Below are 15,137 nucleotides of genomic sequence, written 5' to 3' on the forward strand. Positions count from 1 at the left end.
ATGCCTATTATAAACGTGCAAATGATGGAAGGAAGACCGAAAGAGAAGGTAGCCGAATTAATTCGCAATGTAACGAACACGGTTGCGGAAACGTTGGATGCTCCGAAAGAGAATATTAGAGTGCTTGTGACCGAGTTTCCCAAAACTCATTGGGGGATAGCAGGGGAAACAGTCGGAAAATAAAGGCCAAAGAACCTTCCTGAACATATTGGAAGGTTCTTTTTTCAGGAAAATATGTAATACTTAAGAGATGATGATCTATGGATGGAGGTAAAGGAACATGAACAGATGTGGTTGGGTGAATCAGGATCCCTTATATATTCATTATCATGACCATGAATGGGGAGTGCCCGTTTATGATGATAGGCTGCTATTTGAATATTTAAATCTCGAGGGGGCACAAGCCGGGCTTAGCTGGTATACCATTTTAAAGAAGCGCGAGAATTACCGTCAGGCGTTTGATCATTTTGAGGCTGAAAAAATTGCCCTGTATGATGAAGAAAAAATAGCCGACCTTTTACAAAATGAGGGAATTGTCAGGAATAAGCTGAAAGTGAATGCAGTTGTTACCAATGCCAAGGCCTTTTTAAAGATAGTCGAAGAATTCGGAGCCTTCCAACCCTATATATGGTCATTTGTTGGCGGCAAGCCAATTCAAAATCATTTCAATGAAATGAAGGGTGTTCCGGCCATGACAGAAATCAGCGATAAAATGAGTAAGGACTTAAAGAAACGTGGCTTTAAATTTGTTGGCTCAACCATTTGCTACTCGTTTATGCAGGCTACGGGCATGGTAAATGACCATATTACCAGCTGCGATTGTTATCAAAAAAGGAATATTGCCGTTGAGGTAAATGAGAAAAGCTCACCACATAAGTGATGAGCTTTTCTGTTACTTAGTTGGTTTTTCAAGCAAGAAATCTGATGCTGGTATCGGAATAATTTTCCCGCCTATTTGGACATGAACGGTTTCGTTGAAAATGGCTTTCACAATTCCCTTTAATGAGATAGTTGAATTAACAGAGATCTTCTTCGATTCACTTTGAGTAGCCAAATTAATCAACACCTTTCAATTATTGAAGCGCAAGTAATATAAAAAAATAAAGCGTAATAATACTTTACATTATTCGCATAAAAAATTTAAATTCCTGCTTTACGGTTCAACCTTTATGGAAAAAATGAATAAAAAATTGGTCATGTTACACTCATTTACCTTGCAAGGGGTGTTAAACAACTGAAATGAATACAACATGAACCATGGTTCAAGTATCACATGATTTTGATGATCTGTCAATAAAAAAGTGAACTATGGTTCAATTTTAAAAATCGTGTTATGATAGCACTGAGGTGATCAAATGCCAGATCATGAAGAGAAACTTGTTGGTGAATTTCCATTTGTCCCTAAACAGGAACGTGCCCAGCAAAAAAGGAATGCACTGATTGAAAGTGGATATGCTCTATTTAATTCAAAGGGGTACGAGCAGACAACAGCTAAGGAAATTGCTGCCCATGCAGGGGTAGCGACAGGAACCTTTTATCGCTATTTTTCCGATAAACGGCAGCTGTTAATGTCCCTTTTAGAAGATAAATTAGAAAAGTTCCTTCCCCCAGAACCAAGCTGGATGACAAACGACCCTGAAACTGTATTAGCGTCACTATTAGAAGCACATTATCACCGGCGAAATGAACTAGGACTTCAGCGTGTCCTTCCGGAGTTGATGACGAAAGATTCAGAACTTGCGGAGGTTCTGGGTGTGGCAAGGAGGAAAATCCATGATAGGATGCTTTCGGGATTAAAGCAAGCTAGCGAAAGTGGATTAACTTGGCCGGATATTGACTTAGATACGGTCACATGGGCGATCATGGTGTTAGTGGAGAATGGTCTGGAGAGACAGAACCAAAGCGGGAAAAAGGTCGATTGTCAGGAATTGGCTAGAGTGATTTGCCGGATGGTTTTTCCCCCAGAGGTGTTGGAACATCTGCAGAAGAGCGAATTGGAAAAAATGGAATAGGGAGGAAGAACCGTTTGGACATTGAAACCGTTTTTGACATGAAAGAACTAAAATCACTCAAAGTAGAATTAACAAGGTTTATGATGGCCTATAAGTTTGCCTTGGACGAAATCAATACGAAAATTAATATCTTAAAAGATGAGTTTAATTATATTCATGATTATAATCCAATAGAACATGTAAAATCTCGCTTAAAATCGCCGGAAAGTATTTTGAAAAAAGTGTATCGAAAAGGATACGATTTATCATTAGCATCGATAAAAGAAAATGTGAAGGATATCGCAGGAATTCGAATTACTTGTTCGTTTATTTCCGATATTTATGAGATGGCGAAAATGATTTCCAATCAAAAAGACGTCCGGGTTGTCGATTATAAGGATTACATTCAAAATCCAAAACCAAATGGTTACCAAAGTCTTCATTTAATTTTGGAGATTCCGATCTTTATGTCCGACCGGGAGGAATTGACCTATGTCGAGGTACAAATTCGGACCATCGCGATGGATTTTTGGGCAAGCTTAGAACACAAGATTTATTACAAATACAATAAAGAAGTCCCCAACCATATGATTGAGGAACTCAAGGATGCAGCGGTGATGGCGGCACAGCTTGATCGGAAGATGGAACGTCTCCATAAGGAAATTGCTGTGATCAAACAAGCAGACCATGAAATGGAAGAGCAACTAATACCTAACGACCATTTTAAACGTTCATTTATAGACAACTTTTTGAAAAAATAAAACCCATCCTATACGAAGGAAAGTGATGAACATCATGAAAGTTAGAGAATTTATGGTGAAAGATGTTATTTCAGTAAACCCAGAAAGTTCGATAAAAGATGTAATGGCTTTGTTTGTAGAGAAAAAAATCGGCGGCGTACCGATTATTAAGAAAGATGGAACGTTAGTGGGAATGGTAACAGATGGAGACATCCTGCGGGCCATTAAACCAATTGATCGCCGAATCCCGGATTATTTCAGTTTTATCACGTATGTTGCCAAAGAGGATATGAACAATCGCCTAAAGGAATTGGCCAATAGGGAAATTAGGATGATTGCTAAAACGCATGGAATCTTCAGCGTCCGTCCTGAGGACGACATGAAAAACGTTGTGGAGCTTTTATCCAAACACCACTTTAAGAAGCTTCCAGTAGTAGACGAGCAAAATCATGTGGTTGGTGTCATTAGCCGCGGCGATGTCATTCGCAATATCCAGCAAACGATTGTTCAAAATATGGAATAAACATAAAACCTATCATATGCTTGACATGTGGTGGGTTTACTTTTTATAAAGGGTTCATCGCTTTACTATACGGGGGTATGATAAAATAAGTTAAAATGGAAGGGGTTGAATGTCCTTGGATAACAGGAAGGAAGAGGAACTGCTCGATGATACATGCTGTTCACATGATGGCGATCAACGAAAGAGTCATCATTCGGATAAAGTGAAAAATAATCTGGTAACAAGGCTGAACCGGATTGAGGGTCAAATCCGTGGCATTAAGGGCTTAATCGAAAAAGATACCTACTGTGATGATGTTATCAATCAAATTTCTGCCACCCAATCGGCGTTAAATAGCGTTGCGAAAATTTTGCTTGAAGGTCATATGAAGAGCTGCGTGGTCGAGAGGATTCAGGATGGCGATTACGAGGTCTTAGACGAAGTTCTTGTCACCATTCAAAAATTAATGAAAAAATAAGGGAGGAATCGATCATGGAACATGTTACGTTACATGTTAGTGGGATGTCTTGCGGTCATTGCGTAAAAGCGGTGGAAGGCAGTGTTGGTGAGCTTTCAGGTGTGAAAAAGGTCTCTGTTAAGCTCGATAAAGGCCTAGTGGATGTTGAATTTGACGCAAAGGTTGTATCACTTAGCACGATTAAAGAAACGATCGATGACCAAGGCTACGATGTAAAATAATGCGGAGAGAGCTCACCTGTATGGTGAGCTCTTTCAATGCTTATTGTGATAACGTGTTTGTTGTTGAAATATTCGTTGTTTCCGGTACGCGGAGGAGAATCAAGCCGCCAATGATGAACAAAACGATCAGACTGAATACGCCGCTATTGGTATTGCCTGTCATTTGGGCCGTAAATCCAACCAGGAAGGGCCCCAAGATGGCCGCAAATTTATAAAAGATACTATAGAAACCAAAGAACTCATTTGCACTTTCTTTTGGCACAAGCCTTGCGAAGTAGGATCGACTCAGTGCCTGAATCCCGCCTTGAGAGGAGGCCACAAGCATCGCCAAGATCCAGAAATCTAGAGTCGTTTTTAAAAAATAGGCATAGGTACAGATGACAATATAGATAAATATTCCAACGAGCAGCATCGTTTTGCCTTTAAATTTATCGGCAAGCTTTCCATAAATAATCGCGAAGGGTGCAGCCACTACCTGTGTAGCAAATAGAATAATCAAAAGGTTAGTAGAAGTGATGCCCAAATCTGATCCGTATGCCGTTGACATGGTGATGATGGTATTCACCCCATCAATGTAAAAGAAATAGGCTAGTAAAAAGAGAAACAATGGGCGGTAAAGCCGAATCTTTTTAAAGGTTTCAAAAAGCTGTTTAAAACCATTTCGAATTGGATTTGGGACTCGTTCTTTATAATAGATCTGCTTGACATTTTTTAGCATCGGAATGGTGAATAATCCCCACCAGAGGGCGGTAATCGCAAAAGCAGCCTGGCTTGCGACAGAAACAGAAATTGGAATCATGCTTTGCTGTGATAAAATAATAAGGGCAATGCCAAGAATGAAAGGGATGGTACTTCCAATGTAACCCATCGCAAATCCCTTCGATGAGATCTGATTCATCCGCTCTTCCGATGTTACATCGACAAGGAAGGCATCATAGAAAATGTTCGTTCCCCCAAAACCGATGACGGTCACCATGTAACAGATTAATAGAATCAGCCATTGGCTGCTTGGTACAACTGCGAGTAAAAAGGTAAAAATAATACCAAGGGCAAAGAAAAAGGTGAAGAATCGCTTTTTAAAGCCCCTAAAATCCGCTATGCTGCCCAAAATAGGTGCACAAAGGGAAATGAGCAGTGTGGCAAAGGAATTGGCATACCCCCAGTAGGCCGTGGATGTAGATGCAGCAAGTCCTGCCTCGTTTGCTGCCGCTTTAAAATACAATGGAAAAACGGCTGTGGTGATAAGAATCGAATAGGCAGAGTTTGCCCAATCATAGAATACCCAGCTCTTTTCTTGCTTCGACATCCTACTCATTCAAGTTCCCCCTTTAAAGGCTTATATCGTCAACATTTCTTCTATAACTATTCCATCGGTGTTTCCTAAGCTGACACCCAGAAGCCTGGCGAATGTTGGGCCTTCATCAATGAGACGGATGGAAGGCAGGGTGGTTTGGTTAATGCCTTTGCCAGCCGCCATGAAAATCGTGCCATACTGTTCTTTTTCCGGTGAGTAGCCATGACAGGCTAACGTATACTTTTTATTGGATGCTGCATCCTCACGGGAAAATGACTGGATATACTCCCCCTCCATGGCTTCTGAAAAGTAATACCCACGCTTAGCTTCAAGCATAAAGGCACACGAACCATCTGCGCCTTTTGCCGCTGCTTGTTCGCCTGTAAGTACTTGTTCAATGCCCGACGCTGGATCATCAAGCAATGAATCTAGCAGTTGTTTCACTTCCTGAATGGTTGCTGAGTCTTGTTTGTCATTAATGTAAATATATGCGGAGCCATCACAACTTTTACAATAAGTCTGCCAATTCATTACTCTCCCTTTAGGGTTTGTGGTGATAAGCTTTTTGTTATAGAAAAGGACGTTTAGGTTAATCACTTTATTTTCATCAAGCGCGCTATGATCGCCAAGGGCCACCACTGTGGAATTTTCATAGATACCGCTTTCATGGAGAGCGTCCAAGATTCTGCCGAGTCGCTGGTTATGTCGGTGAATGGCAGCGACGGCTTCAGTGGATGAAAAGCCATGGTAGTGGCGCTGGGTATCTAAATCAGTAAAGTGGACCATAACCAAATTTGGTTTCTTTGTTTTAATCGTATGGACGGTTGATTCTAAAACGAAGTTGTCCAATTCAGGCTGATTCAGACCATTGCGAATATGCCCGAATCTTTTGTTGAGATCCAATTGAAAGCTGGGTGTCCCTTTCATAAGTGAAACTAGAATTTGGTTTTGCCATGGGCGGTTTGCGAAAATTTCCGGCATATTGTAGTCGATGCCAGCTTTGCCGGTAACCGGCCATAATAGGGCTGCTGTGGTCAGATTTGCTTGCTTTGCTTCATCGTATAGGGTCGTTCCATGGATGCAATGACGATACCAATTCCAATCAGGTGACGGTCTTCCAGGCTGCAGGAGGGTATTATTAATGACTCCGTGCCGGTTTGGATAATTTCCCGTCACAATTGTGGCATGACAGGGATAGGTGACCGAGGGGTAGATTGTTTCGACATTTTCCACATATGCGCCATTTTTTAAGATCGTTTGAAAGTGGGGTAAGTCTGTTAAAATCGGATAGTCTAATGCTGAAAGGCAATCAAATGAAATGATGATTAAATGATCGGTAAGTCGAGTCATGGATAACCTCCGGCTTTGACATGTTCTGGTTAAGATAATTGTACTATATGAAATAGGAAATGGAAGAATTGTTACAGAATATTTACAAAATTTTTGAACGTTTGCCAGAAAAAACCGAATTCTGGATTGGCGAACGAGGTTTATCTAGTATAATGAAATTAGCAATAATTGGAGAAAAAGAGGGGAAGACATCATGCCAAGTTTTCAAAGTTACTTTTTTGAAAAAGCAATAAAGCTTTCGGTAAAGAGGACATTGCGAAAGGGTGTAAAGGGAAAGGGGATGGATGAAAAGCGGCAAATGCTTGATGCTGCCGCAAGGAGACTGGGAAAGCTTCCTAAGAACTGTCAGGTTACCCCACTGGAAATCGAGGGATTGTATGCCGAGTGGATTACTTCCGGACTCAACAGCCTATTGGCGGATAAGGTCATTTTATATTTACACGGTGGTGGTTATGCGCTTTGCTCAGCCAATACTCATCGGCCGCTTGCGGCAAGAATTGGCAAGGCATCTGGTGTGAAGGTGTTGTTCCCGGAGTATCGTCTTGCCCCGGAACATCCATTCCCGGCTGCCATTGAAGATGCCGTTGCCGTGTATCGCTGGCTGCTGCATCAGGGTTACGATCCAGCAAATATTATATTTGCCGGTGATTCCGCGGGTGGAGGGTTATCGATTGCAACGGCCTTGGTGTTACGGGATCAGAACGAGCCGCTGCCGGCTGCAATTGTATTGCTCTCACCGTGGGTGGATTTAACCAGCAGTGGGGAAAGCTATCGGAAAAATGAAGGGCTTGATCCCTATTTAAGTTTGAAAGCGGTTAGGGAAGCTGTCCGTATGTATGCCGGAAAAGAAGCCCCTGACCACCCGCTTATCTCACCTGTTTATGCTGACCTTTCAGGATTGCCGCCCTTATTCATCCAGGCCGGCAACCATGAAATTTTGCAAAGTGATGCTGAAACACTGGCAGCTCGGGCCAGGAAAGCAGGTGTCCCAGTCAGGATGAAAGTTTGGCAGGGAATGTGGCATGTATGGCAAATTGGCGGGGATGCCTTACCAGAAGCCAAGAAAGCAATTTGGGAAATCGGGAATTTTGTTCGAAACACCTTTGAAAAGGGAAGGTCTGGTAGCTGACCTTCACTTGAGTAAGATATGTTGGATGTCGTTATTCAAAATGGTAATGAGGCCGATATTATTATTGGTTTCGATGATGGATTCTTTTTTTAATCGTTGGTATCGTAATTGATCCTTCCATAAATACGTGGCATCATGGACATTTTCTTTTTCGAGATGGGTGATGGTATATGATGGGTCACAAACACGGTAAATATCATTCTTTTTCCTACTGATAGAGTTGATATTAATAACCATTTTCATTAAGAGCCCCCAAACACCACTGAAACTCATATTTTTTATAGGGCTGCTTGTAAATTGTTGAATCGGAAGCATTCCTCCATCTGAAAATGTGACAGTGGCTTTGACCGCCGAGGCGTAATGAACGTCACCAGAAAGAATGATGCATTGCGATGGGCTCCACTTGGCAGTCTGGTGCAGAAAGTGCGTGAACCCTTCCCCGTTATATTTCCATGCCTCGAAATCAAATGAGGTTTGCACTTCTACGCCAATAACTTGAAATGGATAGACGTAATTGTGTAGAAAGGATTCAATTAGACCCATGCCATAAACAGGTGTGGCGGATACGACGATGACGGGACTCCCAGCTTTCCAGTCGCTTTGTTGTAGCTTTTGGGTGATGCGTGCCCAGCTCATTTTGTTGATGAGCTGTGGGCAGCCTTCTGTTTCCTTCATGGTATGACCAAATTGCACCCGCTTTGGTTCGGAACGGTATTCCCGTTGTGTCCGAGTGTCAAGAAATACAGCTTTAGGATGTGTGGGAGCAATAAAATGCCAGGAACTAAAATTCCATAATTGCTGCAGCCATTTTTCGTATGTTGTGGAATGGTGGGTTCCTTTTCTAAGGTTTTTATAATAGGACGCCATTGTTTCAATAAAATCAGCATCAAATGAATCAGGGTCATTCCCCCAGCCTTGGAACGCCCAATAGGCTGCGATGCCATTGGCTGTCACATGGCTGCCTAATGGCGATCTACGGACGTTTCTTTTCCAATTACCTGTGATATTCCAATCATCGGTGACGTCATGGTCATCAAAGATCATGTACGTTGGGATGTTCGCGAGCAGCCTTCGAACCTTATAAAGGGATTCATGAAAGGTGATGATGGCTTCCTGTTGATCGTGGAAACGCATTTTTAATTTCGTTCGTTCCGTTTTATGTTGTTTCTTAACCTTTTCTTCATTTGGAAAGGTAAAATGGAGCAGATTTTTCTCCAAAGCACCATCAAAGGATTCAAATAATTGATGGGTCTGCGCTGCAGCCCAAAGCTCGGGATTCCAGGACAATAAATACATAGCAGCAAATTCGCCAAACTCGATAAGGTGGTTTTGGGCGTGACCGGAGGTAAATTGGGCCAGGTTTTCCATGATAAATTGTCTGCCGTTGATTTGATGAAGTGTGGTTGTGAATGGTGTTTGTTTGAGGCGACTTTCCAGTTGGTGCAATGGTTCCCTTTGACCCATTAAGTCATGGCTGAGGGTTGAAATAGCTAGAATAAGGGGATCGGCAACATCATCGGCATAGATTTGATCGCCCATTAGAAAGAGGGAATCTGGTCGCTTCCAAGTTGTTTCATATTCCTGAGCCAGAATGGCATCTGCGCGGGAAAGAGTATCTTCTCCTTCACCATGGAGTTTTCGGCAGGAACCATAGAGAATATTGCTCGGACTGTTCCCACTTTTTATTTGAAAGGTGGGGTATTTTAGCTTCCCGTAAACGATGGACTGCCGATGATCTGGGGAAAGTAAGTGGAGGCTTTGGAAATCATGCTGCACCGAACTGGTTGTAAATTGCAGGTTATATCCAATTAACGTATCCGTCGGAAAATCTCCGTTCAAGGGGACAACTTTTATTAGGTGGATAAATAGCTGTTTTCCGACTCTTACTGTTTGAGGTTCACTACTGGTACTCAGTAGTTGATAATCAAATTTCTGGTTGCTGCTCGTTTTCGTGACTTGATAAAAGGCTGCCTCAATAGCGCATATCCCGCTAGTAGCAATCCAAATAAACACCCTTCCAGGCTCAACCCGTCGAACAATCGGCCCAGAGAGAATAAACGGAAACTCTATTAAACCCATGAACACCACCTCGCTTTTCCTCATTTCTACATTGTATTCCTTGCAAATGGTGCCTGACACCATTAATAAGCTGTAGGACTTTTAATTGATGCAAAGGGTGGAAATGGTGTAAGAAACTGTTTATTTGTAATAATATTGCCAATATTAACGCAGTTGCTGTTTGTTGCGGGATTTATAATGGAGTAAAGGAAGGGGGAATTGGACGTGAATAGTTTAATTGTTTATTGCTCATCCCATGGGACTACCGAGAAAGCGGTTGGATTATTATGTGAGAATCTTGAGGGAGGCGTTTTATCGGTCGATTTAAAAAGGGAGAAAACGCTTTTTGATCTAAAGGATTTTGATCGGGTCATCATTGGCGGCTCGATTCACGCCGGGCAGATTCAAAGGAAAATTAAAAAGTTTATCCAAACGCATCATGATGAACTCTTAGAGAAGGAATTAGGTCTTTTTCTGGTTTGTATGCGTGATGGTGAGACAGCCATTGAACAGTTTAATCATGCCTTTCCCCAGGATTTGCGTAAGAATTCCGTTGCCATGGGCCTGTTCGGCGGAGAATTTATCGTGTCTAAAATGAACTTTTTTGAAAGACAAGTAGTGAAAAAGGTAGACGGGGTCATGTCCGACCAAACAAAATTGGATATAGAAGCCATTATGGAGTTTGCTTCTCGCTTGAATCATGTTAAAAGCTTTGTTTAGGTGTCGATCTGGTGAGATAAAAGGCGAGTATTTTAAGGAACTCATTTCCACAATCAACGTTTCTGCTTTGGCAGGAGCGTTTTTATTTTTTTATAAAGCGGCAGTAAATACTACTTGCATTGCTCTTTATCATTATCAGGGATTTTGATTATAAATTTTATGATGTTAGCCCATAATGGAAAAGGTCTTATATAACTACAACATGAAAGAGGTTTCACATGAAGATTTGGTTTAATCGATGGTTTACCACGGTTTCGCATTATATAGACATGATTCGTGACAATGAGGACCAGCGAAAATTTATCATCTATGGAACGCATCCAAATAAAGATGCATTGTATTTACAAAATTGTGATTTCGCCTATGTCGAGCCGGATATTTCCGGGAATGACTATATTGAATTTTGCCTGGACTTTTGCAGAAAGCACCAGATCAATATTTTTATCCCTCGGAAAGAAAATGTGTTGATATCGAAACGGCTGGCAGATTTCAGTGCAATGGGTGTGAACGTTCTCGTGTGCCCGGATGCTGTCCTAATGGAAACGATGGACAATAAAGCCGCCGCCTATCAAACCCTTGCAAATGGGAAGCCGATCTTTTCCATCCCCGATTATTATGTGGTAAATAATAGTGAGGATTTTAAAAAGGCCTATGCTTCACTTAAGGAAAAAGGGCATGAAGTTTGTTTCAAACCCGTTATCGGTGAGGGGGCAAATGGTTTTCGGGTAATTAAGGACAAAATTGAATCCATTCCCCAGCTATTCCAACAGGGGATTGGCTATCGGATTCCGTATAACTATGCCTGTGAGATCTTAAGTCAACAGGAAACGTTTCCCGATTTAATGGTGCTCGAGTATTTAGAAGGCAGGGAATATAGTATCGACTGCGTTTCTTCAGAGGATGAATTATTTGCTGCGATTCCCCGAATGAAGGGGGACGGCCGGGTTAGGGAGCTGGTGGAAAGTCTTGAACTCATCCAACTCGCCCACAGATTCCATCAGGAGTATAAATTGCCGTATGTATTCAATATCCAGGTAAAATACAACAACGGTGTGCCGAAGCTGCTTGAAATCAATCCGCGCATGAGCGGTGGGATGCATGTTAGCTGTCTTTCCGGCATAAACCTGCCGTATCTGGCAATAAAAATATTATTGGGTGAAGAAGTGGGAAGGCAGCAGCCGCAATTTGGCATTCGCGCTAGTCATATTGAAAAAGAAATGATTTTAAAGTATGGAGATATTAAATAAAGTAAAAAAGAGCGAGTTTTCATCGATTGAAAACTGCTCTTTTCCTTATACCTTATTTATAGAAGACTTTGTCGATATTATATTTAGCCTGAAGGGTATTAATAATGTAGGTTTCATAGATTTCTCTTTCCATCGGCTCATCTACCACGATTACCGCAATTTTATTGACCTCATCGCGATGGGCTTTGATGGGAGATACGGTATCTTCAAAATGGCGCTTCACGCGTGGTCTCAATTTCCTAGCTTTTCCGACAAAAAGTAAATCGTCATTGGCATTGAAAAATAAGATAATTCCGCCTTTATCCCGAGGAATTCTATTGTAATCGGTAAAACCGTATACACTGCTTAGTACGGATTCAACTGGTTCCCCTACTTGTCTCTTTTTCGTAATAACAACATCTGGATTTGGTATTTCAATTTTTATCATAAAAAGAATCGCTCCTTGCTTAAAATAAACGGCTGATCCCGTTTTGCTAACAGTTCATTATAGCATAGGTTGCCAATTTAGGTTAATACTCATAATTTGCCCAAATTTTGCAGTTCAAAACCTGACTAAATAAGGTTATATCGTATTTTAATCTTTAAAATGGTGGCAAATTAAGTCTAGCTTTTGTACAATTAAGGAAGGTATTGGAACTTTTGGGTTTCAAAACAGCAACTCACGTGAATTTTACATGGTATGAGTGTACGATGGTAGTAGCTATCTATTATTTGGATAGTAAGAATAATTAAAAGATAGGGAAGGGTGTTAATATGGCAATTTCATTATCTAAAGGTCAAAAGGTAGACTTAACGAAAACAAATCCCGGGTTATCCAAAGTGGTGGTTGGACTTGGTTGGGATACGAATCGTTATGACGGCGGGAGCGATTTCGATTTGGATGCCAGCATTTTTCTATTGAATGCCAGTGGAAAGTGTGAATCGGAAAAAGATTTTGTTTTCTATAACCAGCTTGAGGGCGGAAATGGTTCCGTAGTACATACAGGTGATAACCGTACGGGTGAAGGCGACGGTGACGATGAGCAAGTGAAAGTTAATTTGTCCGCAGTTCCTGCGCAAGTGGAGAGAATCTCATTTGTGATTACAATTCATGATGGAGAGGCTCGTGGTCAGAACTTTGGACAGGTATCCAATGCCTTCTGCCGGATTGTTAATGAAGAAACAAATCAAGAAATCATTCGGTACGATCTTGGAGAGGATTTCTCCATCGAAACAGCCATCATCGTTGGTGAGCTATATCGCCATAACGGCGAATGGAAATTCTCAGCCGTCGGCTCCGGCTACCAAGGCGGGCTCGGCCGCATCGCTACAGACTTTGGGCTTAACGTAGGCTAAACAAGAAAAGCGCAAGCACCCTGGAGCTAGACAATAAAAAGGACAAGGGGGATTCAATCTGGATTCCCTTTGTCCTTTTATCGTATTATTATAGTAGTAGTACAGTTTATGGTGTCAGGCACCATTGAGGTGAAGTTTATGAAGTATTTAGTTAAGTCGCAGGTTGTGTCTATTTTGATGGCGTTTTTTTGGATGATTTGTTTAGCTGTTTTAGCTTTTTTAGATCAACCGAGTCGAGCGTTGCAGTACATAAATGTATTTGTTTACGGATTTGCTATTTTATTTGCAGTCATTAGTTTTCTGTTAACGAAATATTTTCTCGGGCGGAATTGGTTTGCGGTTCCACTCGTTCTAATTCCCTATTTTTTACTCTATCAACCTGTATTTCAGAGATTCCTGGTAAGCATCGCGAATGACCGTTACGGTGGAATGATCAAATTCTTGGCACAGTCAATAGGGGCGACATATCTTCTTGCTGCGATCTTCGGGTTAGGTCTGGCAATTCTGTTCACTCGACCACAGATAAAGGGGTGACAGCAATATGGAAGGTAAATGGCTGATTGCTGATCGCGATTTGAATGAGCGGGAAGGGTTAAAGTGGTTATTAAAAACATCTTCCATTCCGGTCTCGGCTATTTTTTTAGCAGCAAACTATCAAGAATTTATTGTTCGGTTTGAAAAGGAATCCCCTGATATTGTTCTTTTGGAGCTCGACATGATTAGCAAAGAGGAATGGTCTGGTTTTCGTGACCTGATGCGCATTTATGATCCAATTCTCCTTCTATCAAGTGCGGAAGCTACCTTTGAAAAGGCTCGCCTGGCAATCGATATGCAAGCATTAGATTTAATGATTAAACCTTTTTCAGCAACAAAGGTAAAATCGGCCTTCCAAAAAGCATCCCGAAGATTGAGCACCAAAATTCAGAACACGGACTTCCACCTTTCGCCTTCACATAAAGATATTTCTTATGAAGGATTATTCCTTTCACAGCAGGAAGCAACAACAGACCAGGTTAAAATAGCGGCATTTCAGACCGAAAGTGTTGAAATGGTCCCGACGCTCTATTCTTTTATTTCCGAATATCCATTTATAGACAGCCACGGCATTTTCGCGCTAAGCGATATGGTGGTGCTTTTATTCAAGGAAACGTGTAGTAACATGACGGAGCAATGTCAAAAAGCAATGAGAAAGTGGGAGGAAGAGTACTCCGATCCATTGGCGATTGTTGTACATAAAGGGAACTCCTCAGCGATAAGCCTTAATCAGAAATACCTGCAAACGAGGAAAATGCTGGAATTCACCTATTATAAAGGCTACCGGCAAGTCGTTGAATTAGAATTTTCACCGGAATGGGGGCATATCGATCCATTTTTAACACCACCTGAACAACGAGAATGGGTCGATATGCTGACAAACCTCAATATGGAAAAAATAAAAAAGTGGCTCTATGCTGAATTTCTTCACTTATCTGATCCCTATCCGGATCCGGGATTAGTCCGAATCCGGTTAACGAGTATATTGGCACAAGTCAGAAGATTTATGAAAACCTGCCATCTCAATGACGATGCAAGTTATGAACAAGATTACCGAACTATTTTTAACTCGATTTTATATGATACGGTTCTGTATCGAACAGTGCAAAACCTCATTTTATTTAGCCAAAAGATATTTGTCGGTGCTGAAAGTAGCATGCACAACGTGAAACAGGATCCGATTGAAATGGGCCTATCGTATATGAAGGCGAATTTTTCCAATAGTCGACTCAGACTCGAAGATGTTGCTCAATTTGTCGATCGCAATCCCTCCTATTTTAGTCATTTGCTCATTACGAAAACCGGGTCAAGTTTTACCGAGGTGCTGGCCGGGATCCGAATGAAGGAAGCCAAACGATTATTAATCGAAACAAGAAAACCAATTAAAGAGATTTCCATGTTAACGGGGTACCAAAATGCTAATTATTTTAGTCGAATGTTTAAGGAACTAACTGGAATGACCCCGAGGGAATTTCGCTTGCAAAAACCGGAATGGAATAAAAGTGACAAGAGGACAGTTTAGTGTAACTGTTCTCTTT

Annotated in this window: 18 protein-coding genes; 13 read left to right on the top strand and 5 right to left on the bottom strand. The window is 41.5% G+C overall.

Annotated features, from left to right (window positions below; genetic code table 11):
- Together G6554_RS20695 and G6554_RS20700 are read left to right on the top strand one after the other, a co-directional pair.
- On the top strand, window positions 1-183 hold the full coding sequence (locus tag G6554_RS20695; protein ID WP_166245350.1) for a 4-oxalocrotonate tautomerase: 183 nt from the start codon (window positions 1-3) through the stop codon (window positions 181-183).
- Between the two features lie 97 nt (window positions 184-280).
- Window positions 281-880 carry a DNA-3-methyladenine glycosylase I gene (locus tag G6554_RS20700; RefSeq protein ID WP_166245352.1) on the top strand — a complete coding sequence of 200 codons (600 nt, stop codon included), beginning with the start codon at window positions 281-283 and terminating at the stop codon, window positions 878-880.
- A 12-nt stretch (window positions 881-892) separates the two neighbouring features.
- Here G6554_RS20700 and G6554_RS20705 read toward each other — a convergent pair whose 3' ends face one another.
- Complete coding sequence (locus G6554_RS20705) at window positions 893-1,054, bottom strand: hypothetical protein (RefSeq protein ID WP_166245353.1); 162 nt, start codon at window positions 1,052-1,054, stop codon at window positions 893-895.
- Between the two features lie 301 nt (window positions 1,055-1,355).
- Between G6554_RS20705 and G6554_RS20710 the strand changes: the two genes are divergently transcribed.
- The 5 genes from G6554_RS20710 to copZ all read left to right on the top strand — a co-directional run bounded on the left by G6554_RS20710 (window position 1,356) and on the right by copZ (window position 3,932).
- The gene (locus G6554_RS20710) at window positions 1,356-2,012 is read left to right on the top strand and encodes a TetR/AcrR family transcriptional regulator (RefSeq protein WP_166245355.1); all 657 of its coding nucleotides are present in this window, start codon (window positions 1,356-1,358) and stop codon (window positions 2,010-2,012) included.
- A 38-nt stretch (window positions 2,013-2,050) separates the two neighbouring features.
- Window positions 2,051-2,752, top strand: a complete 702-nt coding sequence (locus G6554_RS20715; protein WP_166245385.1) for a GTP pyrophosphokinase — start codon at window positions 2,051-2,053, stop codon at window positions 2,750-2,752.
- Window positions 2,753-2,777: 25 nt separating this feature from the next.
- Entirely contained in the window at window positions 2,778-3,254 is a 477-nt protein-coding gene (locus G6554_RS20720) for a CBS domain-containing protein (protein ID WP_242637836.1), read from the top strand.
- A gap of 109 nt (window positions 3,255-3,363) precedes the next feature.
- Complete coding sequence (locus tag G6554_RS20725) at window positions 3,364-3,711, top strand: metal-sensitive transcriptional regulator (protein ID WP_166245359.1); 348 nt, start codon at window positions 3,364-3,366, stop codon at window positions 3,709-3,711.
- Between the two features lie 14 nt (window positions 3,712-3,725).
- Window positions 3,726-3,932: a copper chaperone CopZ gene (gene copZ, locus G6554_RS20730; protein ID WP_166245361.1), complete on the top strand. Its 207-nt coding sequence runs from the start codon at window positions 3,726-3,728 to the stop codon at window positions 3,930-3,932.
- 40 nt (window positions 3,933-3,972) lie between these two features.
- Here the strand turns inward: copZ and G6554_RS20735 are convergent, their stop codons facing one another.
- Both G6554_RS20735 and G6554_RS20740 read right to left on the bottom strand, forming a co-directional pair.
- Window positions 3,973-5,247, bottom strand: a complete 1,275-nt coding sequence (locus G6554_RS20735; protein WP_166245363.1) for an MFS transporter — start codon at window positions 5,245-5,247, stop codon at window positions 3,973-3,975.
- Between the two features lie 21 nt (window positions 5,248-5,268).
- Window positions 5,269-6,576, bottom strand: a complete 1,308-nt coding sequence (locus G6554_RS20740) for an alkaline phosphatase family protein (RefSeq protein ID WP_166245365.1) — start codon at window positions 6,574-6,576, stop codon at window positions 5,269-5,271.
- A 193-nt stretch (window positions 6,577-6,769) separates the two neighbouring features.
- On the opposite strand from G6554_RS20740, the gene G6554_RS20745 reads away from it, so the two are divergent.
- Window positions 6,770-7,705 carry an alpha/beta hydrolase gene (locus G6554_RS20745; RefSeq protein WP_166245367.1) on the top strand — a complete coding sequence of 312 codons (936 nt, stop codon included), beginning with the start codon at window positions 6,770-6,772 and terminating at the stop codon, window positions 7,703-7,705.
- A gap of 3 nt (window positions 7,706-7,708) precedes the next feature.
- Here G6554_RS20745 and G6554_RS20750 read toward each other — a convergent pair whose 3' ends face one another.
- A complete protein-coding gene (locus G6554_RS20750; protein ID WP_166245369.1) occupies window positions 7,709-9,784 on the bottom strand; it encodes a metallophosphoesterase family protein in 2,076 nt (691 codons plus the stop codon).
- A gap of 204 nt (window positions 9,785-9,988) precedes the next feature.
- Between G6554_RS20750 and G6554_RS20755 the strand changes: the two genes are divergently transcribed.
- Both G6554_RS20755 and G6554_RS20760 read left to right on the top strand, forming a co-directional pair.
- Window positions 9,989-10,483, top strand: a complete 495-nt coding sequence (locus G6554_RS20755; RefSeq protein ID WP_166245371.1) for a flavodoxin domain-containing protein — start codon at window positions 9,989-9,991, stop codon at window positions 10,481-10,483.
- 218 nt (window positions 10,484-10,701) lie between these two features.
- The gene (locus G6554_RS20760; protein WP_166245373.1) at window positions 10,702-11,730 is read left to right on the top strand and encodes an ATP-grasp domain-containing protein; all 1,029 of its coding nucleotides are present in this window, start codon (window positions 10,702-10,704) and stop codon (window positions 11,728-11,730) included.
- A gap of 52 nt (window positions 11,731-11,782) precedes the next feature.
- Here the strand turns inward: G6554_RS20760 and G6554_RS20765 are convergent, their stop codons facing one another.
- Entirely contained in the window at window positions 11,783-12,157 is a 375-nt protein-coding gene (locus G6554_RS20765; RefSeq protein WP_166245375.1) for a nucleotide excision repair endonuclease, read from the bottom strand.
- 326 nt (window positions 12,158-12,483) lie between these two features.
- On the opposite strand from G6554_RS20765, the gene G6554_RS20770 reads away from it, so the two are divergent.
- From G6554_RS20770 to G6554_RS20780, 3 genes are all read left to right on the top strand, one after another.
- Window positions 12,484-13,065 (top strand): TerD family protein, encoded by a 582-nt coding sequence (locus tag G6554_RS20770; RefSeq protein ID WP_166245377.1) that lies wholly within the window; start codon window positions 12,484-12,486, stop codon window positions 13,063-13,065.
- Window positions 13,066-13,203: 138 nt separating this feature from the next.
- Window positions 13,204-13,599 (top strand): hypothetical protein, encoded by a 396-nt coding sequence (locus G6554_RS20775; RefSeq protein WP_166245379.1) that lies wholly within the window; start codon window positions 13,204-13,206, stop codon window positions 13,597-13,599.
- 7 nt (window positions 13,600-13,606) lie between these two features.
- A complete protein-coding gene (locus tag G6554_RS20780) occupies window positions 13,607-15,121 on the top strand; it encodes a helix-turn-helix domain-containing protein (RefSeq protein ID WP_166245381.1) in 1,515 nt (504 codons plus the stop codon).
- Window positions 15,122-15,137: the final 16 nt, after the last annotated feature.

Origin of the sequence: Bacillus sp. MM2020_4 (assembly GCF_011250555.1) — a bacterium.
GTDB lineage: Bacteria > Bacillota > Bacilli > Bacillales > Cytobacillaceae > Neobacillus.

Bases quoted from the DNA above. Each gene is read 5' to 3' on its own strand.
- G6554_RS20775 (WP_166245379.1), top strand. From the start codon at position 13,204: ATGAAGTATTTAGTTAAGTCGCAGGTTGTGTCTATTTTGATGGCGTTT.
- G6554_RS20780 (WP_166245381.1), top strand. From the start codon at position 13,607: ATGGAAGGTAAATGGCTGATTGCTGATCGCGATTTGAATGAGCGGGAA.
- G6554_RS20740 (WP_166245365.1), bottom strand. From the start codon at position 6,576: ATGACTCGACTTACCGATCATTTAATCATCATTTCATTTGATTGCCTT.
- G6554_RS20700 (WP_166245352.1), top strand. From the start codon at position 281: ATGAACAGATGTGGTTGGGTGAATCAGGATCCCTTATATATTCATTAT.
- G6554_RS20745 (WP_166245367.1), top strand. From the start codon at position 6,770: ATGCCAAGTTTTCAAAGTTACTTTTTTGAAAAAGCAATAAAGCTTTCG.
- G6554_RS20710 (WP_166245355.1), top strand. From the start codon at position 1,356: ATGCCAGATCATGAAGAGAAACTTGTTGGTGAATTTCCATTTGTCCCT.
- G6554_RS20735 (WP_166245363.1), bottom strand. From the start codon at position 5,247: ATGAGTAGGATGTCGAAGCAAGAAAAGAGCTGGGTATTCTATGATTGG.
- G6554_RS20695 (WP_166245350.1), top strand. From the start codon at position 1: ATGCCTATTATAAACGTGCAAATGATGGAAGGAAGACCGAAAGAGAAG.
- G6554_RS20750 (WP_166245369.1), bottom strand. From the start codon at position 9,784: ATGGGTTTAATAGAGTTTCCGTTTATTCTCTCTGGGCCGATTGTTCGA.
- G6554_RS20760 (WP_166245373.1), top strand. From the start codon at position 10,702: ATGAAGATTTGGTTTAATCGATGGTTTACCACGGTTTCGCATTATATA.
- G6554_RS20720 (WP_242637836.1), top strand. From the start codon at position 2,778: ATGAACATCATGAAAGTTAGAGAATTTATGGTGAAAGATGTTATTTCA.
- G6554_RS20715 (WP_166245385.1), top strand. From the start codon at position 2,051: ATGAAAGAACTAAAATCACTCAAAGTAGAATTAACAAGGTTTATGATG.
- G6554_RS20725 (WP_166245359.1), top strand. From the start codon at position 3,364: ATGTCCTTGGATAACAGGAAGGAAGAGGAACTGCTCGATGATACATGC.
- G6554_RS20770 (WP_166245377.1), top strand. From the start codon at position 12,484: ATGGCAATTTCATTATCTAAAGGTCAAAAGGTAGACTTAACGAAAACA.
- copZ (WP_166245361.1), top strand. From the start codon at position 3,726: ATGGAACATGTTACGTTACATGTTAGTGGGATGTCTTGCGGTCATTGC.
- G6554_RS20765 (WP_166245375.1), bottom strand. From the start codon at position 12,157: ATGATAAAAATTGAAATACCAAATCCAGATGTTGTTATTACGAAAAAG.